The sequence below is a fragment of the Winogradskyella thalassocola genome (assembly GCF_900099995.1).
Lineage (GTDB): Bacteria > Bacteroidota > Bacteroidia > Flavobacteriales > Flavobacteriaceae > Winogradskyella > Winogradskyella thalassocola.
The window spans coordinates 41,119-66,973 of record NZ_FNCZ01000002.1; the positions used below are offsets into that span (position 1 = coordinate 41,119).

22 protein-coding genes are annotated in these 25,855 nt (G+C 33.9%); 15 read left to right on the forward strand and 7 right to left on the reverse strand.

Features of this window, described 5'->3' with window-relative positions; genetic code table 11:
* The first annotated feature begins 42 nt into the window (after positions 1-42).
* Complete coding sequence (locus tag BLT80_RS07135; protein WP_092466939.1) at positions 43-2,676, forward strand: chondroitinase-B domain-containing protein; 2,634 nt, start codon at positions 43-45, stop codon at positions 2,674-2,676.
* 253 nt (positions 2,677-2,929) lie between these two features.
* Here the strand turns inward: BLT80_RS07135 and BLT80_RS07140 are convergent, their stop codons facing one another.
* From BLT80_RS07140 to BLT80_RS07170, 7 genes are all read right to left on the reverse strand, one after another.
* Positions 2,930-3,319 carry a helix-turn-helix transcriptional regulator gene (locus BLT80_RS07140; RefSeq protein WP_092466940.1) on the reverse strand — a complete coding sequence of 130 codons (390 nt, stop codon included), beginning with the start codon at positions 3,317-3,319 and terminating at the stop codon, positions 2,930-2,932.
* 177 nt (positions 3,320-3,496) lie between these two features.
* Positions 3,497-4,129, reverse strand: a complete 633-nt coding sequence (locus BLT80_RS07145) for a response regulator transcription factor (RefSeq protein ID WP_092466941.1) — start codon at positions 4,127-4,129, stop codon at positions 3,497-3,499.
* Positions 4,130-4,132: 3 nt separating this feature from the next.
* On the reverse strand, positions 4,133-6,157 hold the full coding sequence (locus BLT80_RS07150; RefSeq protein WP_092466942.1) for an ATP-binding protein: 2,025 nt from the start codon (positions 6,155-6,157) through the stop codon (positions 4,133-4,135).
* Between the two features lie 33 nt (positions 6,158-6,190).
* Positions 6,191-9,862, reverse strand: coding sequence for a phosphoribosylformylglycinamidine synthase (gene purL / locus BLT80_RS07155; RefSeq protein WP_092466943.1), 3,672 nt, complete (start codon positions 9,860-9,862; stop codon positions 6,191-6,193).
* A gap of 162 nt (positions 9,863-10,024) precedes the next feature.
* Entirely contained in the window at positions 10,025-11,113 is a 1,089-nt protein-coding gene (locus BLT80_RS07160; RefSeq protein ID WP_092466944.1) for an endonuclease, read from the reverse strand.
* Positions 11,114-11,342: 229 nt separating this feature from the next.
* On the reverse strand, positions 11,343-13,169 hold the full coding sequence (locus BLT80_RS07165) for an endonuclease (RefSeq protein ID WP_092466945.1): 1,827 nt from the start codon (positions 13,167-13,169) through the stop codon (positions 11,343-11,345).
* A gap of 26 nt (positions 13,170-13,195) precedes the next feature.
* Positions 13,196-14,407, reverse strand: coding sequence for an RsmB/NOP family class I SAM-dependent RNA methyltransferase (locus tag BLT80_RS07170; RefSeq protein ID WP_092467305.1), 1,212 nt, complete (start codon positions 14,405-14,407; stop codon positions 13,196-13,198).
* Between the two features lie 200 nt (positions 14,408-14,607).
* On the opposite strand from BLT80_RS07170, the gene BLT80_RS07175 reads away from it, so the two are divergent.
* From BLT80_RS07175 to BLT80_RS07240, 14 genes are all read left to right on the forward strand, one after another.
* The gene (locus BLT80_RS07175; protein WP_092466946.1) at positions 14,608-15,186 is read left to right on the forward strand and encodes an RNA polymerase sigma factor; all 579 of its coding nucleotides are present in this window, start codon (positions 14,608-14,610) and stop codon (positions 15,184-15,186) included.
* 145 nt (positions 15,187-15,331) lie between these two features.
* A complete protein-coding gene (locus tag BLT80_RS07180) occupies positions 15,332-15,628 on the forward strand; it encodes a hypothetical protein (protein ID WP_092466947.1) in 297 nt (98 codons plus the stop codon).
* A 2-nt stretch (positions 15,629-15,630) separates the two neighbouring features.
* Complete coding sequence (locus BLT80_RS07185) at positions 15,631-16,134, forward strand: hypothetical protein (protein ID WP_092466948.1); 504 nt, start codon at positions 15,631-15,633, stop codon at positions 16,132-16,134.
* A 128-nt stretch (positions 16,135-16,262) separates the two neighbouring features.
* On the forward strand, positions 16,263-16,550 hold the full coding sequence (locus tag BLT80_RS07190) for an EF-hand domain-containing protein (protein ID WP_092466949.1): 288 nt from the start codon (positions 16,263-16,265) through the stop codon (positions 16,548-16,550).
* A gap of 41 nt (positions 16,551-16,591) precedes the next feature.
* Positions 16,592-18,028, forward strand: coding sequence for a CotH kinase family protein (locus tag BLT80_RS07195; protein WP_092466950.1), 1,437 nt, complete (start codon positions 16,592-16,594; stop codon positions 18,026-18,028).
* A gap of 115 nt (positions 18,029-18,143) precedes the next feature.
* The gene (locus BLT80_RS07200; protein WP_092466951.1) at positions 18,144-18,896 is read left to right on the forward strand and encodes a DUF6090 family protein; all 753 of its coding nucleotides are present in this window, start codon (positions 18,144-18,146) and stop codon (positions 18,894-18,896) included.
* Between the two features lie 65 nt (positions 18,897-18,961).
* Positions 18,962-19,483 carry an EF-hand domain-containing protein gene (locus BLT80_RS07205; protein ID WP_175455563.1) on the forward strand — a complete coding sequence of 174 codons (522 nt, stop codon included), beginning with the start codon at positions 18,962-18,964 and terminating at the stop codon, positions 19,481-19,483.
* A gap of 23 nt (positions 19,484-19,506) precedes the next feature.
* The gene (locus BLT80_RS07210; protein ID WP_092466953.1) at positions 19,507-20,631 is read left to right on the forward strand and encodes a YHYH protein; all 1,125 of its coding nucleotides are present in this window, start codon (positions 19,507-19,509) and stop codon (positions 20,629-20,631) included.
* Positions 20,632-20,703: 72 nt separating this feature from the next.
* Positions 20,704-21,780, forward strand: coding sequence for a YHYH protein (locus BLT80_RS07215; RefSeq protein ID WP_217630754.1), 1,077 nt, complete (start codon positions 20,704-20,706; stop codon positions 21,778-21,780).
* A complete protein-coding gene (locus BLT80_RS07220; protein WP_139181028.1) occupies positions 21,781-22,359 on the forward strand; it encodes a hypothetical protein in 579 nt (192 codons plus the stop codon).
* Between the two features lie 209 nt (positions 22,360-22,568).
* Entirely contained in the window at positions 22,569-23,363 is a 795-nt protein-coding gene (locus BLT80_RS07225) for a YHYH protein (RefSeq protein WP_092466955.1), read from the forward strand.
* A gap of 12 nt (positions 23,364-23,375) precedes the next feature.
* The gene (locus BLT80_RS07230) at positions 23,376-24,002 is read left to right on the forward strand and encodes a toxin-antitoxin system YwqK family antitoxin (protein ID WP_092466956.1); all 627 of its coding nucleotides are present in this window, start codon (positions 23,376-23,378) and stop codon (positions 24,000-24,002) included.
* The gene (locus BLT80_RS07235; protein ID WP_092466957.1) at positions 23,999-24,667 is read left to right on the forward strand and encodes an SCO family protein; all 669 of its coding nucleotides are present in this window, start codon (positions 23,999-24,001) and stop codon (positions 24,665-24,667) included. Before BLT80_RS07230 ends, BLT80_RS07235 begins: the two co-directional genes overlap by 4 nt.
* 94 nt (positions 24,668-24,761) lie before the next feature.
* A complete protein-coding gene (locus tag BLT80_RS07240) occupies positions 24,762-25,826 on the forward strand; it encodes a WD40/YVTN/BNR-like repeat-containing protein (protein WP_092466958.1) in 1,065 nt (354 codons plus the stop codon).
* Positions 25,827-25,855 lie beyond the last annotated feature (29 nt).

The window sequence follows — 25,855 nt, forward strand, 5'->3', positions numbered from 1 at the left end:
AGATTGGTAAACCAATTTTAATAATAAATAATTAGTTTAAGTATGAAAACATTTTACACTTTAAGAACCTCCATCTTTATCACAGCATGCTTATTGCTGTTATCTACATTAAAAGTGTTCTCTCAAGAGGTGCATACTCTTGATAATCTCGATGATATTGATGTCATTAATGATTTATTTGAGACACTTTCTGCTGGTGATACCGTTATTTTAGCAGACGGTGTATACGACACCGATGAACGAATTAAATTTTCCCCTACAACAGGTACTGCGGCAATGCCAATTACATTTAGAGCTGAAACTCCAGGCGGAGTTAGGTTTACAGGTGGTTTACAATTGAGAATAGGTGGTGACCATGTTATTGTTGATGGTTTTTATTGGGATGGTGGTTATGGATCTAGTAGTGTTATTGAGTTTAGAGATGGTGAAGATTATGCTAACCATAGTACCCTTCAAAATTGTGCACTGGATGGTTTAGCTGTTGAAAGTCCATCAGCAGGAACAAGTACTAAACATAATTGGGTAATGTTATACGGAACTTATAATACCGTAATTAACTGTTCATTTATGAATAAGGAAAGCTCAGGAAATATGATTCTAGTTGAACTTGCTTATAATGCCTATCCTCCTGTAGAAGATGGTGAGCCAGAAATAAATACCAGTTGTGATATTGTTGGACATGTAATTAGTAATAATTATTTCTACAAGTATGCTAAAATTGATGCTGCTTTATCTAATGCAGGAGACAGTGAAACAATTCGTATAGGTACTAGTTCGTATCAAAATGTTGATAGTAGTGTAATGGTGAGTAATAACTACTTTGTTGAGGCTGATGGTGAAAATGAAATCATCACCAATAAAAGTAAAAATAACTCCTACATTAATAATACGTTTAGAAGAAGTAGAGGGTCGTTAGTGCTTCGTCATGGTTCTAACGCGACAGTTGATGGTAATTATTTTTTAGGTGAAAATGTTGATGGTACTGGAGGTGTTAGAATTGTTGATAGTGAACATACCATTACAAATAATTATATTCAAGATTGTATCACAGTTGTAGATCAGGCAAAGTGGAACAATGGTATTACATTTTTAGGAGGGAGTTCAAATAATTCCGTTCCTTGTACTTCAGATAATACTTCTAGTGATTATCAAAAGGTTGAAAACATTAATGTATCTAACAATACTATTATAAATACGAACGCACCTTTATATTATAATACAGATAAAGGCTCAACTGATCCGACCGGAACATTTTCTAATAACTTAATTTACTTTACTGCTAACAACCCTAATATTACAAATGTAATTAGTGGAGATACAGAAGATTCATATTCTGATCTTGGTACAACTTTAGATTACAGCGGAAACGTTTATACAGGATCTACATTGGGCGAAACAAATACAGGTTTTTCTGAGGAAACAGGAATTATAGCAACTGCTGATGGTGAGATTTTTACGTTTTCAGGAACAGGATCTGCAGGTAAAGGTGCTGATATGGGAGGTTATGGACCAACAACTGACACTATGGTTGGACATGGCATAGGAGCTTGTTTTTTAAACAGTTTAGGTGCTAGTATAATTGATGGAGATTGTACTATTGAAATACCAGAATCGTTAACGGTTAGTGGCTTGTCTGCGCTAGATCCGGTTGCAGCTAGTTACGATGTTTCTGTGAATGCAAATGTAAGTTGGTCAGCTGTTTCTAATGCTACTTGGATATCTATTGACCCTAATTCTGGTACTGGTGATGCAATTGTTTCAGTAACGGTTACTGAAAATGCTGATACAAGTGCTAGAACTGGTTCAGTGACTTTTACACAAACGTCAGGCGAAAATGTTATTATAAGACAATTAAATGTAGTTCAAAATGGAGCTGATTTAACCGATTTGTACGATCTTATTAATACAGGTGTAGAAGGTGAGGATCCAGTTACAATTAATTACTTTTCAAAAGAAGAAGCTAACGGAATCGACAAATTTAATTATGCAATTAACACGTTAGATAAGGACATGAATTCTGTTTGGGCAGCTGACGATGGTTCTATTTTATCAGGAGATTACAAAGGAGATGGTGAGTATATTATTTATGATTTAGGTAGTAATTATGATTTAGATTTAGTGCAGTTTAATACGACAAACAAATCTGATGCTTTCGGAATTCAAATTTGGGTTTCTACTACAGGAACAGATGCTTCCGATTTTACAATGGTATTACCTACTTCTGGTGATTTGTTATTGTCAGCAATCAATACCACAGATTTTAACCTCTATGAAGTTGATACTAATGCGCGTTACGTGAAATTATTAGGTTATGGAAGATTTAATAGTGCTGGTGACTCTAGAGAAAGTGTTTGGACAGCAATTGGTGAAATTGAGTTTTTCGGTTCTGAGGTTTTATCTGTAAGTGATAATGATTTAGAAAACACTATTTCAATTTACCCTAATCCTGCTTTAAATAATATAACAGTTAAGATTTCAGACAATACTCAAATCGAATTTGCAAAACTATATAGTTTAGATGGTAAATTAGTATTGAACAAGAAAATCGATTTTTTAACTTCTGAATTTATTATAAATGTATCTCAAGTTTCAGAGGGAACATATATTCTTAAACTTATTGGTGCTATTGGTGCTAATGGGGCTAATAAATCTAAGCCAATTATTATAAAAGATTAATTGCTTAAAAAGAACTTATATCTAAAGAGCTTTTGCATTTGCAAAAGCTCTTTTTTTTTAATAAAATCAGGCTAAGCACAATAATGGCTCAACCTGATTCCCCTTGATTAATAGCAATTGTATAATATTTAAATTTTTTTCATTCTAATTGGTATAATGTAAACCAAATTAATTTAGAAAAATTAAATTGATTTAACTTGTGATTTGGTACGACTAAATTATAGCTTTTAACTAAGTGTTGCAATGCGTAGGTCTACGTAGTGTTTAATAAAATGTTCTGATATTGTAAAAAAGACATTCCTAAAGTTGTTTTACAAAGACGATTAAGATTACTAGGTGTGCATTGATAATGTTTTTGGATTTCAGTTAAAGACATGTTTTCGCTTTTAGAAAGCAAATGAATTATAATATTGTCTAATATCGTTGGAGTTATAGCTTTTAGTTTTGCTGAAGATAGAACAACCAAAAAATCATGGGGTTTTAGAGCGGCTATTTTAATTTGTTGATGCTTTAAGTGTCCGACATAAGTTGGTCTACATTTGGCGATGTAATAAGTGGTTTTATTTTCGGATGTTAGTAATAAGGGATTAGCGAAGGGTTTATGGTAGGATATCGTTTTTGTCGTTTCTAATTTATAGATCATATAACTGTATCCGTCTGGTTGCAATGCATAGCTTTCTCTATTTTGTAATTTAATAGAAAAAACGCCTAATATCCAATAATTATTAGGTGTGTAGTAAGTGTGTGTATCAATGATAATGCATTATAGTTTGGTGAGCTTAAAACTATAATTTATTAGATTGTATTAATATACGTAGGTCTACGTATTAAAAATATTTGGATGATTTTTTAACCAAACAAAAAGTGCATTTTGGTTGGTCGTATCTATTTTTAATTTCTTAATAATGTTGCTACGGTGTTTTTCAACAGTACGTTTAGATATAAATAATTCCTCAGCAATTTGAGTACTGTTGAGGTTCTTGTCTAAATACTTTAAAATTTTAATTTCGGTTGGACTGAGTTCTCCAAAATCAATATCTGTTTGAACACTAAGGTGGATACTGTTTTTTAAGTTTTTACCAATATAATTAATGTTGTTCTTTAAACTTTCTAAGCAGACTTCGAGTTCTTGCAAAGTGCTATCTTTTGTAACATAGCCATGTATCGATTGTCCAACCTCCTGTAAGATAGATTCTTGTTTATGTAAAGTCAGAATAATAACTTTTGTACTTAATTTGTTCCGTTTAATTTGTTGCGCAACTTCCAAGCCGTTCAATTTTGGCATGTCAAAATCGAGAATAGCAATATCGGGTTGTAATTCTAAAATTTTATTATAAGCCGTATTACCATCAGTAGCGGTGTCAATAACGTCAAACCAATTTTTTTCTAAAAATTCTTTAGTACCGTTTAATAATAAAGGGTGGTCATCTGCAAGAATTATAGTAGTTGACATAGCTTAGTTTTTTTGAACTTTAATTTGAATAGTTGTACCTTTTCCTTTAACCGAATTAATACTTAACTGAGCACCAATAAGCTGGGCACGCTCTTTTAGGGTTTTCATGCCTAAGCTATTGAGTAATTTAGTATTTTCAGTGACATCAAAACCAGTACCATTGTCTTTTACTTGAAAAAGAACGGCATCTTTTAAATTCTCAATACTTACGGCACAGGCTTTTGCTTCAGAATGCTTCTCAACATTATTTAAGCATTCTTGTAGCATTCTGTAAATAAATATTTCCTTGTCCTTAGAAATATTCAAAACTTCAATTTCAATATCTTCCGAATAGAAAATATAAGAATTCTTCTGAAAGTTTTCTATTGTATTTTTTATGGAATGTATTAAACCTAATTTTTCAAATTGAAACGGGTGTAGTTGCTGAGATATTGTTCTTACTTCATCAATAGCTCCATCAACCAAAGAGGTGTCTGTTTTATTTTTGCTTTCTAGAAAAATTTTATTTTTAATGAGCAATAGACTTTGTCCAACACTATCATGAAGTTCACTAGATATGCGTTTGCGTTCATGTTCTACACTATATATAATATCTTGTGCAAACGTTTTTTGAAGTTGGACATTTTTTTGTGAATACTTTCGCGAACGCCAAAGGTAGATAATTGAAAACAGCGCTATTAAAAGTATAATGCTTCCCCAAAGTAAAAGGGCCTTTCTGTGATTTTGTTCGTCTAATAATGCTATTTCACTGTTTTGGTCCTTTATTCTTTGATCGCGTTTATTAGTTTCATAAAGGGTTTGATAATAGCTTAAAGCATTCGTTTTTTGAACAGATTTTAAGGAATCTTCAATTTTTTTGGCAGCCTTTAAATGAGAGTAAGCATAATTATATTCATTTCGCTCCTCGTAAACCTTGGCTAAAAAAGACTCACCATCTTCTATGTTTTCAATATGGTTGGAGGCCTTAACGAGCTCGAGATATTTTAATCCCCATTTTAAAGCGGTGTCAAAATCTTTTTCCGCAAAAGCTAAATGTCCACAAGCTTTGTAGTATTTACTCTCATAAATACCTTCCATGTTTTTTGTGTCTTGTCTCACTGTATTTAAATAAGACTTAGCTTTAATTATACTGTCGTTTTCGGCATAAGCAATGACTAGGGATTGTAAAAGAAGAGGTTTAAAGTACTCTAAGTTGTTTGATTTTTCACTGACAGCAACAGCTTTATGTAAATTTTTAATGCGTTCTTTTTGTAGTCCTTGCTTATTATTGTCTGCTGCTGCATTGGAGTAAAGTGAGGTGAGTAAGCCATAATTTTTAGATAGTTCTGCTAAGGCAATTGTTTCAGCACGTTCTTTCTTCGCTTCGTTTATAAATCCATTGGTACTATATAAAATGGACAACATATTCTTAGACGCAATAATATTAAAGGTATCCTTTACGGCAATGAAAGTTTTGGAAGCCTCCTGTAGGTGTTGCGATGCTTTAACAAATTCTCCTTCGTCCATGTAAGCATAACCTTGGTATAAAACAGCGAAGGCCTTAACGCGCTCGTTGCCGGCTTTTTCCGCATGTGCTTTAGCCTTCTTATAATAAGACATAGCAGTGTCTACTTCTTTAGCGAAATAAAAGCTGTCACCAGCATCTATATAAATACCAGCAAGATTTCTATCGGTGAGGTGATTTTTTAAGGTATTGAAATAGGTGTTAAATATTGTAATTCCTTCTGTAGGTTGCCCTAAAACATTATTGTGATAGTTAATAAGATTTTGAGTCTTACGAGACGCCAGATTAAAAGAATCTAACTGAATTGCGTAGTCTATAGTCGCTCTAGAGATAGAGTCGAATCCTAAGGCTGTTTTATCACGAGTGATAGACGTTAAGCTATCGAGTAAAGCAAGTTTTTTGGTCTTAGTGGTCTCGGATTTTATGAGCGCCTTTAACGCATCAACCTCAGATTGATGCGTTGTTTTTTGCGCAAACGAGAAAGTAAAAGCAAATAATAAAGAGCATGTAAATACAAATCTCATTGAGTTATTTTTCACGAAACAAATTCGTGTAGTTTAGGCTTTATGGCCTTCAATCCATAATTTAGCGTTCACAAAAGCTTCTAACCATGGAGACACTTCATCTTTTCGTCCCGCAGGGTAATTAGCCCAGTTCCATTGAAAAATAGAACGCTCAATATGTGGCATAGTTACTAAATGTCTTCCGGTTTTATCCGTTAACATAGCCGTATTAAAATCTGAACCATTAGGATTAGCAGGATAATCTGCATAACCATATTTGGCTACGATATTGTATTGGTCTTCCGTATAAGGCAATTTGAATTTACCTTCACCATGAGAAATCCAAACTCCTAAAGTCGCACCTTCCAATGACGAAAGCATCACCGAATTATTCTTTTGAATCTTCACAGACGTAAAGCCACTTTCGTGCTTATGAGAATCATTATACGTCATTTTTCCGTGAACCTCGTGTTCTGGATTTACTAAATCGAGTTCCATCATTAATTGACAGCCATTACAAATACCAACAGACAATGTGTCTTCGCGCTTAAAGAAATCATTAATCACTTTGTTGGCTTTGTCGTTATATTTAATAGCTCCGGCCCAACCTTTAGCAGAACCTAAAACATCAGAATTACTGAAACCACCAACAGCTCCTAAAAACTGAATGTCTTCAAGGGTTTCTCTGCCTGAAATTAAATCGGTCATATGCACATCCTTCACATCAAAACCAGCTAAATACATCGCATTTGCCATTTCGCGTTCAGAATTTGAACCTTTTTCTCTAAGAATAGCGGCTTTTGGTCGTGTGTTGGTTGTGCCAAGCGTATCTTTTAATTTTCCTGTAAAATGACTTGGGAAGGTAAAGTCTAAAGCTTGATGTTTATAATTATCAAATCGGTCTTTGGCTAAACCATTTGCGGTTTGTTTTTGATCGAGTAGGAAAGAGGTTTTAAACCACGTATCTCGTAATTTTGAAACCGTCATCGTAAAGACTTGACTACCGTTTATAATACCTAAAACATCACTTTCGGTAACGTCACCTATTTTGTGAAATTTGATAGCTGCATCAGAAAGGATACCTTCAATGCTATCATCCTCTGATTGAATTACAAGTCCTGCATTTTCAGCAAATAAAACTTTAAATGAATCCGATTCGTTTAAGCTTGTAATATCTAATTCAGCTCCTAAATTAGTATCTGCAAAACACATTTCTAAAAGTGTGGTTATTAATCCACCAGAAGCCACATCATGACCAGCAACAATTTGATTGTCTTTTATTAAATTTTGAATGGTATTAAATACCGTTTTAACGTAAGCCGCACTTTTTATGTTTGGAGTGGTATTTCCAATTTTGTTATTGATTTGTGCGAATGAACTTCCACCTAATTCAAACGTATCTTGTGATACATTGATATAATAAATAGATCCTTTTCCTTTCTGAAAAACAGGTTCCACAACTTTCGTAATATCATTACAGTTTCCGGCCGCAGAAATAATTACTGTACCTGGAGAAATGACATCACCATCAGGATATTTTTGCTTCATGGATAAGGAATCCTTACCTGTTGGTACGTTGATGCCTAAGTCAATTGAAAATTCTGAAATCGCTTTTACCGCTTCATACAAACGTGCATCTTCACCTTCATTTTTACAAGGCCACATCCAGTTTGCGGATAACGACACACTCTTAAGTCCATCTTTTAAAGGCGCCCAAATAATATTGGTTAACGCTTCTGCGATAGAGTTGCGACTTCCTGCTTCTGGATTAATTAATCCCGAAATAGGAGAGTGACCAATAGAGGTTGCAATACCTTCTTTACCTTTAAAATCGAGTGCCATCACACCAACATTATTTAAAGGAATTTGTAAAGGACCAACACATTGTTGTTTGGCCACTTTACCACCAACACAACGGTCTACTTTATTTGTTAACCAATCTTTAGAGGCTACAGCTTCTAGTTGTAATACTTGGTCTAGATAATCGTAGAATTTATTGGTGTCATAAGAAATACCTCCATAGTTTTTTTCAACAGTAATATCGTTCATTATGGTTTTTGGAGAGCTTCCAAACATATCTTCTAAGGCTAAATCCATTGGTTTTTCGCCAGTAGTTTTAGATTCGAAAGTAAAGCGGTGTTTTCCTGTAACTTCACCAACATCGTAAATTGGAGAACGTTCTCTATCGGCTATTTTATGTAACGTCTCTAAGTGTTTATCGGCAATCACTAATCCCATACGTTCTTGAGATTCGTTACCAATAATTTCTTTCGCAGACAATGTTGGGTCGCCAACAGGTAATTTGTCTAAATCAATGTTTCCTCCTGTATCTTCAACAAGTTCAGATAAACAGTTAAGGTGTCCACCAGCTCCATGATCGTGAATAGACACAATAAAATTTTCATCGCTTTCTACCATACCACGAACCGCATTGGCAGCACGCTTTTGCATTTCTGGGTTAGAACGTTGTACTGCATTTAATTCGATGCCTGAAGCTAATGCGCCAGTATCTGCAGAAGAAACCGCAGCTCCTCCCATTCCAATTCGGTAATTATCACCACCAAGAATGACTATTTTATCGCCTTCTTGTGGAATATCTTTTAAAGCTTGATCTGCTTTTCCATACCCAATTCCACCAGCTTGCATAATGACTTTATCGTAACCAATCTTACCATTTTGATCTTGGTGCTCAAAGGTTAAAACAGAACCACAGATAAGCGGTTGCCCAAATTTATTTCCAAAATCAGAGGCACCATTACTGGCTTTTATTAAAATATCCATTGGAGTTTGATACAACCATTTGCGCTCAGGAAATGCTTTTTCCCATGGTCGTTCATCGTTTAATCTCGAATAAGACGTCATGTAAACGGCTGTTCCGGCTAATGGTAAAGAGCCTTTTCCGCCAGCCAATCGATCTCTAATTTCACCACCAGAACCTGTTGCAGCACCATTAAATGGTTCAACAGTTGTTGGGAAATTATGGGTTTCTGCTTTTAATGAAATTACAGATTCGTAATCTTTAGTGGTATAGTAATCTGGAACATCAGCACGTTTTGGTGCAAATTGCTCAACAACAGGTCCTTTTATAAAGGCGACGTTGTCTTTATATGCTGAAACAATATCGTTAGGATGTTGTTTCGATGTTTCTTTTATAAGTTTGAATAACGACGTTTCTTTTTCTTCTCCATCAATCACAAAGGTTCCATTGAAAATTTTATGACGACAGTGCTCAGAATTGACTTGAGAGAAGCCGAAAACTTCAGAATCGGTTAATGGTCTACCTATTTTTTTAGAAACACTTTCTAAATAGTCAACTTCCTCATCACTAAGTGATAAGCCCTCTTGTTGGTTGTATTCTGAAATGTTTTCAATATTTAGAATCGCTTTAGGTTGACTATTAATTTTGAAAATATCTTGATTTAAACTTTGATATTTTTCAGAAATCATAGGGTCGTAATCTTTGAAATCTTTAAGAACAGAAGTAAATTCTTCAATTCTTAGGATATCAGAAATTCCCATGTTTTGAGTGATTTCAACAGCGTTTGTACTCCAAGGAGTAATCATTGCTGCTCTAGGTCCAACAAAAAAAGCATCGAGAGATGCTTGTTCTATTTTTGGTTGGTCGCCAAATAACCATGTCAGTTTTGAAACGGTTTCTGTTGATAATTCTTTTGTTGCTTGAACGGCAAATACCTTGCTGTTTTGGTTTCCGAAGAAATGAATCATTTGTGTTGTGTGTTTGAGTTGTGTTTAGTAAAATGCAAATTTACTTTTTTTAAACGTGATTTAACTTATAATTACCTATTCAAAAATGGTGAGTTGTTCACGATGTTTTAAACATAAAAAAAGCGACTTCATGAGTCGCTTTTTTTTATATGATAGTTATACTTATTGTTTGATCAATCTTTTTGTTTGCGTACCGACTTCAGAATTTAACTTTACGATATAAACACCTTTAGTTAAGTCAGATATATTTAATTTAGATTGGCTTGACGAGATGTTTTGAACCGTAACTTTTTTACCTAAGATGTCATAAACTTCGGCAATAATGTCTTGGTTTGATAAAATAGTAACCTCATTACCATTTGCAGGATTAGGAAACAGTTTAATACGATCTTGTTGTACTTCTGCAATAGAAAGATTTTCCCATCTGTTTTGAGCTTCAGGTCCTCCCCAAATTACAGTAGCTAAATAAGGATTGTCAATAAATGGATTTCTGTTGCCTTGAGCATATTCATTATTAGGGTTTCCATGATACGCATTTCTAACGTCTTCTAATTCTCCTTCAACTACAGGGTCTTCAGCATTCCATTTTAAAAATAAATCTATCATAGCATCAGGAGTAGAAGAACTGCTTCCATAACCGACACCTGTTGGTAAACAACGCTCACCATAGCGCAGGTACATGTACATAATAATTCTTGCACAGTCACCTTTCCACTCATCTCCAGGATACCAGCCACTATTAGTTGTGCCAGATTCACCATTAGAAAATTGACCATCGTTTTTATCTGCAAATTTTAAGCTTCCACGTTGACCGTTTCTTTGAACATCGCTAGGTCTTAGCATTTGAGCATCAGAGCCAGGACCGGAAGTCCCTAAATTAGGGTTTCCTAAAGATTTAGGATATACATGTTCTCTATTCCAATCTCCAACACCACCACCGTTATCATACTTTCCTCTAGTTCTATCGGTAGTTATGATGCCATCAGTATCATTATATCCGTATAGTAAAAGTACATTATTTGAGTTATTTGGATCTAAATCTGTGATTCTTGAAGCATCCCAAATGTCACTATAACTTAAATAGTAGATGTGATTATCTATTGTGACATCAATTAAGTCATTTTTTAAGCTAATGCCTGTAGCTGAAAAATCAACGGTACTATAATAAGATTCTAATTCAGTTGGAGGAACTAATTGTGCAAATGCAATTGACGTTACAAATGCTAATAATAAAGTGTAAAAGTGTTTCATTTATTTTTTCGATTTTTTAAGAGTGACAAGTAGAATACGTAGAAACAGAATTCATGAATTTTGTCAATAACAAAGGTAGATAAAAATAGAGATTAGTTATTTTTTTAACATCTTTATGGAATGCGCTTCTTTAAGCATTGGTAATGATTGTTTTAACCAAAAAAAAGCAGTTGCACTTTGATTTCGCTCGGTGAACAACTGCTTTTTTTTTAATTAAGAATGCTTTAGTTTATTGCTTAATAAGCTTTTTAGTAACGGTAGAATTATCTTGTGTAACTTTTACAATATAAATTCCTGATTTTAAATTTTGAACGTTTAAGTTACTTGTTTTAGATATCGTTTCGTTTAATACACGCTTTCCTAGAATATCAAAAATTTCTATACTTGTGCTAACGTCAGATTTTAAATCTACCGTCAACGTATTTTTAACAGGATTTGGATGAATCTTTACACTAGCAACATTAAAATCTTCAACATTTAAAGCTGAATAACAGGTATAAGATAAATCATCAAAGACAACTCTATTAGTAATGCCACTATTACCATCTATTACAATAGAAACACTATTTTCAATATTAATGTTAGGTAACGTAATGGTTTGTTCAGTAGCACTGTAAGCAATTGTACCGACGAACGTTCCGTTGACATTAACATTGAATGTACCGTCAGAGCCACTAAAGACACGTTTCGTTGTCACTGTAAGCGCTCCAATTCCACCAGAAGTTGTAGGTAGTGTTAACACACCATCTCTTATTGTGATTGCCGCAGTTGTAGATGTATTAATTACTTGATCAGTCCTAGCTTCTGTAGCACTCCATGTGCCACCTTCGTCACCTGTCCAGCTAACATCTGTATAAGATCCAATAGAGGTATCTAAATTAGAGAAGGTTTCAGTTAAACAATCAGATCCTCCGATAGTTCCATTATTCGTTGTGGTTTCACAATCTTGATTACTAAATCCGGATTCATTGTTTGCGGCATCTTTAGCTTTAACGGTAAAACAATAATTGGTTGAGGCTGTTAAACCCGTTGCAGTAGCCGTTGTGTTACTAGAGTTGAATGCATATGAACCGTCAATATATATGTCGTAAGTTACAACTCCAATATTATCGCTAGAAGCTGTCCATGATAAGGCGATGCTATTATCAGTAGGATTAGAAGCTGCTAAATTAGTAGGATTTGTTGGTGCTTCAGTATCAGGAGTAGGATTCCAAATTAGATCTGCATATTCTGGGTGATCTACAAACGGATTTGCATTGCCTTGAAAATTAAAAGCAGCCTTATTTCTTTCGCGTTCTCTTTGGTCTACAGGGTCGACGTTATTATGCCAATCTAGTAAAACCTCAATGGCCCAAGGAAAAAATACTTGATCTTCGGTGCCGTTAAACATATCAAAACTTGTGTAGCCATCAACAGTACTTTCATAACGCGTCGCAAAATAAAGTAGCGCTCTTGCAATGTCGCCTTTAAACTCATCTATAGGTTCAAAAACAATACCTGAGTACCCAGCCATTGCGCTAGTTCCTCTTTTTGAGCCATTTTCTGATGTTAAATTAACAGATCCGACATTACCAAAAGGGTAAGAACCTCTGTAATTGTTAACACGACAATCCGTAGGGATGACGTGGTGAATGTCACTTTGCATTGGGTAATTACTATTAAAAGATGATTGTGGAACAATATGTTCTCTATTATAGCAATCACCTTCTGAATTTTGGTTTCCACCTTCATCAACATTGTGAGTAAAATTATATGGATCTGCACCTGTTGGATTTTCAGAATAAAAATCTAAAACAGTGCCGTCATTTTCATAATTCGTACCACCTGTAACATCAATGTCAGAGTGTGTATCTACATAGCCATTAGAACCAGAAACACCAGATCCATCATAAAGTTGATCGTATGTTCTAGCGGTATGTCCATTAGAAATTATACTTTTTAACTGTGTTTTTAAAGTAAAACCAGATAAACCATTTGCACTATCGTAATAATTTGAAGGGATTTGAGCAAACCCAATACTTGATACTAATAAAAATAGAATGTAAATATGTTTCATATGTCGTAGGGTAATAATTTATTTTGTTATTTCTTTTCTAAAAGTGCCATATAGAAACCATCAAAACCAGATTTATAAGCTAATATCTTTTTGTCCTTTAAAAGTGTAAATTCTTTTCCAGTTTCTGTCGTTAAGAATTTTTGAACTTGTTCTTGGTTTTCTGAAGGTAAAACAGAACAGGTTGCATAAACCATTTTTCCGCCAGATTTCACCATTTTAGAATATTGCTCTAAAACCTCTTGTTGCGTTTTCTTTATGTTCTCGATGAATTCAGGTTGTAATTTCCATTTGGCATCCGGATTTCGTCTTAAAACTCCAAGTCCAGAACACGGTGCATCAATTAATAAACGATCCGCTTTACCATGTAATTTCTTAATAGGCTTAGTAGAATCAATGACTTTCATTTCAATATTATGAACCCCATTTCTACGCGCTCTAACTTTTAGTTTCTTCAATTTACTTTCGTAAATATCCATAGCTATAAGTTGTCCTTTGTTCTCCATTAAAGAGGCTAAATGCAATGTTTTACCACCAGCACCTGCACAAACATCAACCACTTTCATTCCTGGTTTAACATCTAAATAGTCAGCCACTAACTGTGATGATGCATCTTGTACTTCAAACCAACCATTTTTAAATGCTTCTGTAACAAAAACGTTAGCACGTTCTTTTAATTTTAAAGCTGAAGGGTGATTTGGTAAAAATTCAGTCTCAATATCTTCAGACTGTAACTTCAGTTGTAAATCTGTTTTGTTAGTTTTAAGTGTATTAACTCTTAGTATAACATCAGCTTGCTCGTTTTGCATGGCCATCTCCTTAGTCCATTCGGCTTCACCTAATTCTTTTACACCTAATTCGTCAATCCAATCTGGTATAGACTCTTTGAATTTTCTAATTTTAGACAATTCATCAAAACGACCTTTAATTTTTCGAGATGGAGTATCAGTAAAATATTTCCAATCTGGTAATTTGATACCTTTTAAGGTCGCCCAAACGGCAAATATTCTCCAAAGATTATCTCTATCGTATGGTGCTTTAACATCTGCTATTTCTGCATAAAGTCTTTGGTAACGTACAATAGTATAAACGGTTTCTGCAACAAAACCTCTGTCTCTGCTTCCCCAACGTTTATCGCGTTTTAGTAATTGTTGTATAACTTTATCAGCATATTCACCTTCATTAAAAACAAGGTGTAATCCGTCAATTACGGCAAAGCATAAATTTCTGTGTAATCTCATATTAGGTCTTCTGTTTTGAGTATTCATTTTGCAGTAGTTTAATCTCTGCAAAAAAGAACATACAAAGGTAAGAGAAAAGTTTAAGAGTATAAGGTTTTATTGTAAAGTGTTATCTTTTAAAAAATTATTAATATGTTCCGCAAGTTTTTTTTAGTAACCGCATCTAAACTAAATTAGCACCTATTAATCAACAGTATTTTTTGAACGAAACCGAATTCATACAAGAATTAAAATTAAAAAGCACATCAGCTCACAGCCAACTGTTGGATAAATTTCAACAGAAGGTGTTTAGTACTTGTATTTCGTTTGTGCCTAATAGAGAAGATGCTGAAGATATAGCGCAAGATGTTTTTGTGGAAGTTTTTAAATCGATTGATAAATTTAAAGGGGATTCAAAATTATCGACTTGGATTTATAGAATTACAACGAACAAATGCTTAGAATTTATACGAAAGAAGTCTACTAAAAAGCGTTTTGCTTTTTTACAATCTATAACAGGAAACGCCATTCCCATAGACAAAACGGATTATTTTACAGAAATGAATCATCCCGGAATTTTACTGGAGAACAAAGAGTTGAATGCCACTTTATTTAAAGCGATTAATGGTTTGCCCGAAAGTCAGACTGTGGTATTTACACTTCATAAAATTGATGGTAAAAGTTATCAGGAAATCGCGGACATTACCAAACGTAGTTTGTCTTCTGTTGAATCTATAATGTTTAGAGCAAAAAAGAATTTACAAAACACACTAGAAAACTATTATAAAAATGAATATTAGCACAAGTTTTTTTAAACTTTTGCATCTAAAGATATAATTATCAATGTTTGTTCAAAATGTCATTAGCCGACGGAATGATTTATAAAGAACAACAAATGTCTGTAAAAAGACAAATAAGTATAAACACATTAAATCTAATGTAGAAATGAATAAAAAAGTAAAAGACACCTTTGATTCTATCGCGTCTATTGAGGAGGTTAAAGTGTCTCCGTTTTTTAAGGAAAACGTAATGCATCAAATTCGTAATGTCTCAGAAGACATACAAGACGCAACTTGGTCGTGGTTAACTCCTAAGCTACAATTGGCAACATTAGTTTGTGTTGTGGTTTTAAATCTAGTCGCATTCAATAATCTTAAGAAAACAAATTATGATGAGAATGTTAGTAGTTTTGCAGAATCTTATGGGTTATCTACAAGTACAGAAACTTCTTTAATAGATTAATTATGAAGAAAAATGTAATATTATATGTGCTACTTGTGTTTCTTATCGTTGTTAATGGTTTTTTCTTGTTTAATTACATAGGAAATACTAGCGGTAACAACATGAATGAGCCACAACGAAATAGAAATTTTATAGTTAAAGAGCTCGGATTTAATAAAGCGCAATTAGAAGAATTTAAAGAAAAGAGTAAAGGTCATCATAAAACTATGATGCGTTTGTCTGATGAGGTTAAGGAATTAAAAGATGTACTCTTCAGTAAATTGTCTGATGATTTTGTAGATGAATCCGTAATTGATTCTATTTCAGGATTAATTTGTGAAAAGGAAAAAGTAAAAGAAAAAGAAGTCTTTTATCATTTTAAAATGATTCAAGAATTATCTAACGATACCCAAAAAGAAAAATTCAAAACGATAATAATGGATGCGCTACGCCAAGATGAGCAAGGGCAAAGACCACCTCCGCCAAGAGATGGTGAAGGGCATAGACCACCTCCAAGAAATCCATAATTATTAAATACACTATAAAAGACCTTCAGTAATTGAGGGTCTTTTTTTTGTGTTTTTTTTAACAAGGATGCGCACAAGTTTAAGGAGAGAAGCTCATCTAAAGGTATATAATCTTAAAACAAATACTTATGAAAAAGCACACATTTAAAACAGTAATGTTAACATTTGGAATCGCAATTTTTATGTCGAATTCTGTTTTCGGTCAAACGGGTAATAAGCAGGATAGAAAAAAACCACCAACATTTAAAGAATTAATAAAAGAGATGGATGCAAATGAAGATGGCAAATTGTCTAAATCAGAGATAAAGGGGCCTTTAAAAGAGCATTTTTCTGAAATAGATACTGATGAGGATGGTTTTATCTCAGAAAAGGAATTTGACAAAGCACCAAAGCCAGAACGAAAGGAAAGAAACTAATCTGCATAAATTAAAACTAACACAATAAAACTTAGATAAATATGAAGGACGTTAAAAACAAATTAAGTGTGTTATATATCGCATTATTATTTAGTATGTCTATAGTAACTTTTAATGCATGTAGTAATGATGATGACGCAACAGAAACTGAAGAGGTAGGTGGAGTAGACGTCGATGATACGGATTTTGAAGCTACAGATTGGACTACAGAAACACATAGTAAAGATGCTGATCCAAATTTTGATGAAGTCTTTGAAGATACTGCTGTAAAACGACTAGATATTGTTATTACTGAAGCACGTTGGCAGACCATGTTAAATGACATGACTGATTTATATGGCACATTTGGAACGAGTTCAGGAGGTCCTGGAGGTCCAAACGACTTAGTGGAAGTCGATGAGGATCCTGTTTTTGTACCTGCAGAAGTGTTTTATAATGGGAAAGAATGGTATAGAGTTGGTGTGCGTTTTAAAGGGAATTCTAGTCTACAATCTAGCTGGTCTAATGGGATATTGAAACTATCTTTTAAATTAGATTTTGACGAATATGAAGATGATTACCCTCAGATCGATAACCAGCGTTTTTATGGCTTTAAAAAATTAAGTCTGAAAAATAATTATAACGACAAATCGATGTTACGAGAAAAAGTAGCAGGAGACGTATTTAGAAATGCAGGTTTGGCAGGTTCTCACACCGCTTTTTATACGGTATATGTAGATCATGGAGATGGACCAACATACTTCGGACTTTATACAATGGTTGAAGAAGTTGATGATACCGTTTTAGACACTCAGTTTTCTGATGATGACGGAAACTTGTATAAGCCAGATGGTGATGGAGCAAGTTTTGCCTATGGTTCGTTTACAGAAGATGTCTTTGTTAAGAAAACAAATGAAGACGATAACGATTGGTCAGACATCCAAAGTTTATTTTCAGCGTTACACGATGATGTAAGAACAACGGATGCTTCAACATGGAGAACGAACTTAGAAACCGTATTTGATACGGATACATTTTTAAAGTATTTAGCAACAAATACAGTGATTCAGAATTGGGATACTTACGGTAGAATGACACATAATTATTTTCTTTACAACAATCCTGATACGAGTAAATTAACTTGGATTCCTTGGGATAATAATGAAGCATTACAAGAAGGAAATAATTTAGGTGTATTGCCTTTGGATTTTTCAGGATTAAGTAGTGAAGAGTGGCCATTAATAGGTTACATCTATCAAGATGAGGTTTATAAAGCACAATACGATTCTTATCTTCAAGAGGTGGTGAATGGTGCATTTAATGTCAATACTATTCAATCGCAGTATGCAACATATTCAACTTTAATAGAGCCTTATGCAACGTCAGAACTCACAGGTTATACATTTTTAAATAGTAGTTCAGATTTTCAAGCGGCCGTTAATGAGTTAAATACACATGTGGTTTCTCGGGCAGATGCGGTAAGTAATTATATAAATTAATAGATAGGTTTTTTTGATTGATTTGGTTGTTTATTAAAGGCTTCGTGAGAGATTGCGAAGCTTTTTTTTTTATTCAAGAATAAAAGGATAAGACTTATAATTTAGAATTGGTGATATGAGATTATTTAGAAAAATTAGAAAGAAATTATTGATTTCAGGTAAATTCAAAAGTTATGTGGTTTATGCGCTTGGAGAGATTTTACTTATTGTTATTGGTGTTCTGATAGCTTGGAAAATTAACAATTTAAACGAATTAAGAAAGAATAGAATTGTAGAAGTAAAAATATACGAATCTTTACATGAAGAGCTAAATTCAAACTTAGTGCTTTTAGATTCTTCCATTGCTAGTTATACTAAAAACAGGGAAGCCATAGAAGCGACTATAGATCTCATTATGAAAGCGCAAGAAGACCAGTTGGGAACAGATGAAAGAAATGCAATTATTAATGTCGATTATAAACCAACACAACTGCATACAGGTGCTATAAATTCAGTGAATACAACTAATAAATTTGAGTTTATAGAAGGTGTGTTGTTGAAAAATTTAATTGCAGCCTATCCTAATGAATTAGACAATTTTGAAAATCAAGAAGCAAAAATCAAGAACATCATTGTTAACCGATTACAGCCTGCGATAGAAAAGTATGTATCGTTGATTGATATTCTTACGAAGCGTGAATTTAATTTAAACAAACTACAAACATTTTCTGTGAAATCTAATTATGCTCAGTTGCTTCAAAGTAGAGAATATCAGAACTGTTTGGTAGATCGGTTATTACAAACTGAAATTCAATTAACAAATGCTATAAGTTTAAGAGAAAAAACGCAAATCATGGCGTTTCAGTTACATAAAGAACTCTCAAATTAATTTTTAAAAAGTAGCGCAAGTTTTTATTTGTTATGGCATCTAAAAATAAAACCAGAATAATTAAGATGAAAAAGAGACACATAAAACTAACAATCACAATGTTTTCAATGCTATTAGGTTTAGCCACTTTTGCACAAGGACCTCCAGGTGGTGGTAGAGGTGGAAGGCAAGGCGGTGGACCTCCAAAAGGGGAAAAGCCAGATGCTTCAGAAATATTGAAATTATTGGATACAAACAATGATGATAAAATAGATAAAGAGGAAGCTTCTAAAGATAAGCGAGGAAAAATTTCTGAGGATTTTGATTCCATAGATGCTAATGAAGATGGATTTATAGATTTGGAAGAATTGGAAGCGTCTTTAGATAGTTCAAAACCTAAAAAAGTATCTATAAAGAAACTTTTAAAAGAAGTAGATCAAGATGAAGATGGACAATTAAATGAGTTGGAGGTCGCCGCAAAAGACAAGCGCGATTTAATGGATAATTTTTCTGAGATTGATACCAATGATGATAGTCAATTAGATGCAGAGGAATTGAAAGCGTTCTACTCAAAAACGGATAAGAGAAAGCGAAAGAATAAAGATTAGGTTTAAATATTTACAATTAGAATATGAAGCAGATACATAAATTTTTTGGTGTCATTTTATTAGGTCTTTTGTTGGCTTGTAATGGTCATAAGGGAACTAGTGAACATAGCCATGATGGTGGTGAAGCACATTCAAATTCACATTCGAATATTGCTAGGAACTATTTTGGCGCTTATGATTTAGAAGATGAGAATTTTGGAACCAAAACTAAGGTTACACTTACAGAAGACGAACGTATAATGGTCACCAATGCATTACCAAATCATAAAACAGGTGCGTTTCCTAATCAAGGCAATCCAAATACAATTTCCGCTCAGAATAATACGTATAGTTTTCCTTTACACCCAAAATATACAGGAAAAGCAACATGGTCACGAGAGCCAGGAGTAGCCTTAAACGGTATTAAATTTGAACCAGGTACAGCAGAAGTTGTGGTTTGTGATACGGGAGAAAACTATCGTGTAGAAGCACTTCAAGATGTTATAGATTTAGGCTTAGATTTTAATCATGCGCATGTGCAACCAACAGGTGCTTATCATTATCACGGCACACCAACGTCTGTAATTAACGATTTTGATAATGGAGAAGATATGGTTCATATTGGTTTTGCTCACGACGGTTTTCCAATGTATTATTCTAAAAGTGGGAAGTATAAGCCGAGTTATAAAGCCCTAGATGGGAATAGAGAGGGCGAAGATTGTACTTATGAAAATCCACATCAATCTATGGACCTTTCTGTTGGAGGCCATCATGATGGTACTTTTACTTCAGATTTTGAATATGTAGAAGGCTCTGGTGATTTAGATGAATGTAACGGCATAACCATAAATGATAACTATATGTATTTGGTAACGAGTGAATTTCCATATGTAGGACGTTGTTTAATGGGAGAAATATCAGGAGAGCAACAAGGGCCACCAAATGGAGCGCAAGAACAGAGACCAAGTATTAAGGATTTAATGAGTCAGATGGATGCTAACAAAGACGGTAAGCTATCTAAAGATGAAGTAAAAGGGCCGTTGTCTGACCAATTCTCAGAGATAGATACAAATAAGGATGGTTTTATTTCAAAAGAAGAATTAGAAGGAGGATCAACTCAAGGAAAACAAGAATCTCAAGGAAGAAGACTTAGGGGTAGGCGAAATTAAGAAAAGATTTATTAGAACAACTAAACAAATAAGCGACGCTTCATTCTAAAGAAGAACTCAACCAATCAATTAATGAAAAATAGAATAAAATTAGTACTGGTAATTGTACTAGCCGTAAGCGCGGCATGTTCAGACAATGACGATAGCACATGTACAGAATTAACTTGGTATCAAGATTTTGATGAGGATAACTTAGGGAATCCTGATGTTAGCATAGAGGCTTGTGAACAACCAACAGGCTATGTCGCTAATAATTCAGATACGGATGATTCTGGTTGTCTGTCAGACCAAATTTTAGATGGTTCAAGAGGAGATTGTAATCAGACCTTAGCATTTACCGCGTCCTATAACCAAACGATTACAGGAGCAACTAGAGTCATTACGTCTAATAGCATTCCAGATCATCTTGTAGGGACTTTTGGAATGGGTCCTGGATCATTAAATCCGAATGCTATTTCTGAGCAAAATGAAAGTTATACGCTAACAATGAATCCAACAGAAGTTAACGTTCTGACACCTTTGTTATCAACAACAGGAGTTGGTGCCAACGCAGGACCACAATATTCATTTGGTATTTTATTAAATGGAGTGGAATTAGATCCGGTTGCAGCAGAGCCTTTTCCGCATGAAGGTGTGATGAGTCCAAATGTAAATTGGGAGTGGAATTTAGAGGCGTTAAATGTGAATCTTGGTTTAGATTGTAATAGTGCACACGTACAACCAACCGGTAAATACCATTACCATGGTTCGCCTGTGCTCTTTTTAGAATCACTAAGTGTCCCAACAGATGCGATGACCTTAATTGGCTATGCAGCCGATGGTTTTCCTATTTATTATAAATATGCGTATTCCGAAGGTTTAAACACTAATTCTTCTGTTGTTGCTATGACTTCAAGTTACCAATTAAAGTCGGGTAATAGAGGTGGTGATGGAGTTACAGATCCTTGCGGAGATTACGATGGTGTTTATTCTAATGATTATGAATATGTTTCCGGGCTAGGAACTTTAGATGAAGCCAATGGTAGAACTGGTGTCACTCCAGAATATCCATCAGGAACGTATTATTATGTGATAACCGACGACTATCCTAGTATCCCAAGATTCTTTAAAGGAACTCCTTCTAATGATTTCAAAATAGGTAACAATTAGATGAAATTATCTAGTTGTATCATATTACTATTTATGGTTTTCGCAAGTTCAGTATTTGCTCACGACGCCAATAAAGCTTTTTTTAATATTCAACAAAAAGGTAATCTGGTTGAAGTCAAATCTGAATTTCCTTGGAGCATTAGAAATGCACTTCTAGAAGCCTATCCTGAATTGGAAAACTCTAAAAGTAAAGCTGATTTTGATACTGCTTTTTTTGACTACGTTAAAACTAATTTTGAACTAAGAAATGGTGATTCTATTCTAAAATTAATCGCTGTTGAAGAGGTCCTGCATAATGAACATTCACATGCCAATGCTTTTGTCTTTTTATTTGAAGGACATGCTTTTGATGCCATTAAAAACACCTTGATGTTTAATATCTATAAAGATCAAGAAAACTACCATGATGTTCTTATTGATGATGAACATTTAAAATGCATTACATCACCAGACGCATCGATAGTTGTAGTACAATCCATTTCTGAAGGAAGTTTTAGGAATCGTATAACTATAGGTTTAATCGTAGTCGCTTTTTATGTTTTAGGCACCAGTCTTTGGAGTCAGCGGAAGAAATCTTAATTCAGAATTACAGTCGAGACCATTTTAATGTGACACTTTATAATTCCATAATGGGAAACAGAAATTATTTGTTTTCGTAAATCATTATTTATATGCTAGTGTTCTGATTTGACGCTTTTTTTGTTAAATAAATATTAAAAATAAAAAGCTGCACAAGTTTATTTCTGTTAGGGCATCTAAATATTAAATAACCTTAAAACACTAATAACATGAAAATTTATTTTAAACCTTTAACCTACATTACAATCTTTGCCTTTGCATTATTTTCTTGCAGCAGTGATGATTCGTCTAGCGATGATAGTGGTGGTAACGATGATGATGATGATGACGTAGCAGTAACAGAATTACATGCCGCATTTGCAGCGTTTAATTTAGATGCAGTTACCGCTATTTTATCTGATGATGGAACTGAAGTTTATATCGAAACTACCGGATTTCCAGATCACACTTCAATTTATTGGGAAACAGACAATGCGCTTTACATGGATGAGCCAGGTGTTTCTAAAACAACTCAAGATACTTATATTGGAGGAGGGCAAGGTGAAGCAGCAAGTTTTACAGTAGATGCCACTCCAAACTTAACAGGCAGTACAGTTACTACACAATTAAACACTATTGGTATTGCAGTAAGTGGCGCATCTATATTTAATGACCAAGAAGGCATGGGAGATTTAGATCAAGCTGCAGGAAGCTTAGATTGGGCAGGAGCTCACAAAGGCCCTGGTGTGTATCACTATCATTTAGAGCCTACACCAATCACTAACGATGATGAAAGTTTAGTCGGTATATTACTTGATGGTGTTTTCATATATGGAAGACAGTGCAGTTCAACAGGAACATATCCTACAGATTTAGATGCTTCAGGTGGTCACACGTCTACAACGCAATATACAGATGGAGCGGAAGAGTATCATTATCATATAGTTAATGAAGAGTATCCTGCAGGTAATTATGCATATGACCCAGCGTATGTTCTTTTTGCTGGACCTTTTCAAGGCTATTAAACTATAAAAATTATGAGATCAATTTATTTTTTAATACTTATTATATTATCAGTAACGAGTTGTAATGAAACATCAACGCATAAAAGTGATATTGCTATTACTGATGAGGAACAACCTATCATTATCGATACTGTTGAAGTGTTAAAAAGTGAATTGGTTCTTAATGGAAATAAAGGCAAATGGTATTATAAAGGAGAACCGTACAATGGGTATTCTTTAAAGTTTTACCCTAATGGTGCTTTAGAAGAAAAATGGGGTTTTTATAATGGAAAAAGGGAAGGTGTTGCGAGGAGCTGGACTAAAAATGAAAACCTTCAATTAGAATCGTATTATAAAAATAATCGGTTAGTAGGCGTCTATAAAACATGGTGGGAAAATGGAGTTTTATCAGGAGAAACGAATTACGAGAACGGAGTGAAACAAGGTGTTGAAAAAAAATGGTATTCAGATGGACAACTGTTTAAATTAAGACATTTTGTTGATGGAAAAGAACATGGTTTTCAAAAAGCTTGGTTAGCCAACGGTAAATTATATGTTAATTATGAAGCCAAAAATGGGAGGATTTTTGGTATGAGAAGAGCAAGTTCATGTGTAAGATTAGAGGATGAAGTCATTATTAGAAAAAAAATAATTTTATGAAATACTTATGTATTATAGTACTGTTTGTGTTTACAAGCTGTAAGGATGAGGTAAAGAAAGAAACTATTAAAGTTGTTGAAAACAGCAGAGTAGAGTATTTGCCGTATTATAACGATGACTCATTTACTCCACATTGGTTAACGCCAAATACGGAAGAAGAAAGAGCGTTTCATAAAATTCCAGATTTTTCATTAACAAATCAATTAGGAGAAGCAGTTACTCAAAATACGTTTGAAGATAAAATATATGTAACCGATTTCTTTTTTACAACCTGTCCTGGTATTTGTCCTAAAATGACTGGTAATATGTCTAAAGTTCAGGAAGAATTTAAAAACGACACGGACGTCTTATTATTATCACATTCGGTAATGCCGAGTACAGATTCAGTTGCTGTTTTAAATGCTTATGCTAAAAGAAATGATGTCATTGATCAGAAATGGCATTTAGTAACAGGTGATAGAAATGAAATTTATGCGCTTGGAAGAGATCATTATTTTGTTGAAAGTGATTTAGGTGAAGTTAAAACTAATGATGACTTTCTGCATACCGAAAACTTTTTGCTCATTGATAAAAATAAACACATTAGAGGAATTTATAACGGATTAAATAGAGCTTCGATAGCACAATTAATTGTAGATATTAAAGCATTAAAAAAAGAAAGCTAGAGTGATGATCTAGTTTTATTTGATTGATTATTGATTTGAAAAGCTTTGCGGTTATATCGCAAAGCTTTTCTATTTTTAGGGGAAATTACAACCTATGAAAAACATGCTATTTATAATAGTAATGATCTCTTTTTTATTTTCTTGTAAAAAACAAGAGGAAATACCACAAAGACAATATGCTAAATTTTGGAAGAAGGATATTATTGTAGATTCTACATTAAGCATTAGAGCCTTTGAAGTTATAGATGGTAATGTATACTATGCTTCTGGAGATGGAAAGAATGGAATAATTTTAGAAGATGGATCTAGGGTGCATGGTTTAGTTTATAGTGACACTATGGATTACGCTTTTAGATCTTCAGCATTTAACGAGAGAAATTTATTCTTTATGAGTATTGAATCCCCTGCTTTAATTTATAAATTAGACTATCACAAAAATAATGAAGTTTATTTGTCTCATAATTTAGTTTACCAAGAAAACCATTCAAAAGCGTTCTACGATGCCATGGACTTCTGGAACGATGATGAAGGCATTGCTATTGGTGACCCAACAGACGATTGTATGAGTATCATCATCACAAGAGATGGAGGAGAGACTTGGACAAAATTATCTTGCGAGGATTTACCAAAAGCCAAAAAAGGTGAAGCCGCTTTTGCCGCAAGTGATACTAATATTGCAATAATTGGTGATCATACGTGGGTTGCTACAGGAGGAAAAGCAAGTAGAGTACTATATTCTTCAGATAAAGGAAAAACTTGGGAAGTATACGAAACACCGATTACTCAAGGAAAAGAAACCACAGGTATATATTCGCTAGATTTTTACGATGATAAAAACGGATTCGCTATTGGTGGAGATTACACCAAACCAAACGATACTTTAAATAACAAAATAAGAACTAGTGATGGTGGTAAAACTTGGCAAGTTGTGGCTAACGGAAAAGGTCCTGGTTATAGAAGTTGTGTGCAGTACGTTCCAAATTCTAATGCTATAGAATTAGTTGCAGTAGGATTTAAAGGCATTGATTATAGTAACGATGCAGGTAGCACATGGTCTCATTTAAGTGATGAAGGCTTTTACACCATCCGATTTTTAAATGATTCTGTGGCTTATGCCGCAGGAAAGGGTAGGATTTCTAAACTTACTTTTAGAGAATAAAAAAAGGAAGCACGAGAGCTTCCTTTTTT

Excerpts from the sequence above, each read along its gene's own strand:
- BLT80_RS07135 (WP_092466939.1), top strand. The coding sequence starts at position 43 with ATGAAAACATTTTACACTTTAAGAACCTCCATCTTTATCACAGCATGC.
- BLT80_RS07140 (WP_092466940.1), bottom strand. The coding sequence starts at position 3,319 with ATGATCTATAAATTAGAAACGACAAAAACGATATCCTACCATAAACCC.
- BLT80_RS07145 (WP_092466941.1), bottom strand. The coding sequence starts at position 4,129 with ATGTCAACTACTATAATTCTTGCAGATGACCACCCTTTATTATTAAAC.
- BLT80_RS07150 (WP_092466942.1), bottom strand. The coding sequence starts at position 6,157 with ATGAGATTTGTATTTACATGCTCTTTATTATTTGCTTTTACTTTCTCG.
- purL (WP_092466943.1), bottom strand. The coding sequence starts at position 9,862 with ATGATTCATTTCTTCGGAAACCAAAACAGCAAGGTATTTGCCGTTCAA.
- BLT80_RS07160 (WP_092466944.1), bottom strand. The coding sequence starts at position 11,113 with ATGAAACACTTTTACACTTTATTATTAGCATTTGTAACGTCAATTGCA.
- BLT80_RS07165 (WP_092466945.1), bottom strand. The coding sequence starts at position 13,169 with ATGAAACATATTTACATTCTATTTTTATTAGTATCAAGTATTGGGTTT.
- BLT80_RS07170 (WP_092467305.1), bottom strand. The coding sequence starts at position 14,407 with ATGAGATTACACAGAAATTTATGCTTTGCCGTAATTGACGGATTACAC.
- BLT80_RS07180 (WP_092466947.1), top strand. The coding sequence starts at position 15,332 with ATGAATAAAAAAGTAAAAGACACCTTTGATTCTATCGCGTCTATTGAG.
- BLT80_RS07185 (WP_092466948.1), top strand. The coding sequence starts at position 15,631 with ATGAAGAAAAATGTAATATTATATGTGCTACTTGTGTTTCTTATCGTT.
- BLT80_RS07190 (WP_092466949.1), top strand. The coding sequence starts at position 16,263 with ATGAAAAAGCACACATTTAAAACAGTAATGTTAACATTTGGAATCGCA.
- BLT80_RS07195 (WP_092466950.1), top strand. The coding sequence starts at position 16,592 with ATGAAGGACGTTAAAAACAAATTAAGTGTGTTATATATCGCATTATTA.
- BLT80_RS07200 (WP_092466951.1), top strand. The coding sequence starts at position 18,144 with ATGAGATTATTTAGAAAAATTAGAAAGAAATTATTGATTTCAGGTAAA.
- BLT80_RS07205 (WP_175455563.1), top strand. The coding sequence starts at position 18,962 with ATGAAAAAGAGACACATAAAACTAACAATCACAATGTTTTCAATGCTA.
- BLT80_RS07210 (WP_092466953.1), top strand. The coding sequence starts at position 19,507 with ATGAAGCAGATACATAAATTTTTTGGTGTCATTTTATTAGGTCTTTTG.
- BLT80_RS07215 (WP_217630754.1), top strand. The coding sequence starts at position 20,704 with ATGAAAAATAGAATAAAATTAGTACTGGTAATTGTACTAGCCGTAAGC.
- BLT80_RS07220 (WP_139181028.1), top strand. The coding sequence starts at position 21,781 with ATGAAATTATCTAGTTGTATCATATTACTATTTATGGTTTTCGCAAGT.
- BLT80_RS07225 (WP_092466955.1), top strand. The coding sequence starts at position 22,569 with ATGAAAATTTATTTTAAACCTTTAACCTACATTACAATCTTTGCCTTT.
- BLT80_RS07230 (WP_092466956.1), top strand. The coding sequence starts at position 23,376 with ATGAGATCAATTTATTTTTTAATACTTATTATATTATCAGTAACGAGT.
- BLT80_RS07235 (WP_092466957.1), top strand. The coding sequence starts at position 23,999 with ATGAAATACTTATGTATTATAGTACTGTTTGTGTTTACAAGCTGTAAG.
- BLT80_RS07240 (WP_092466958.1), top strand. The coding sequence starts at position 24,762 with ATGAAAAACATGCTATTTATAATAGTAATGATCTCTTTTTTATTTTCT.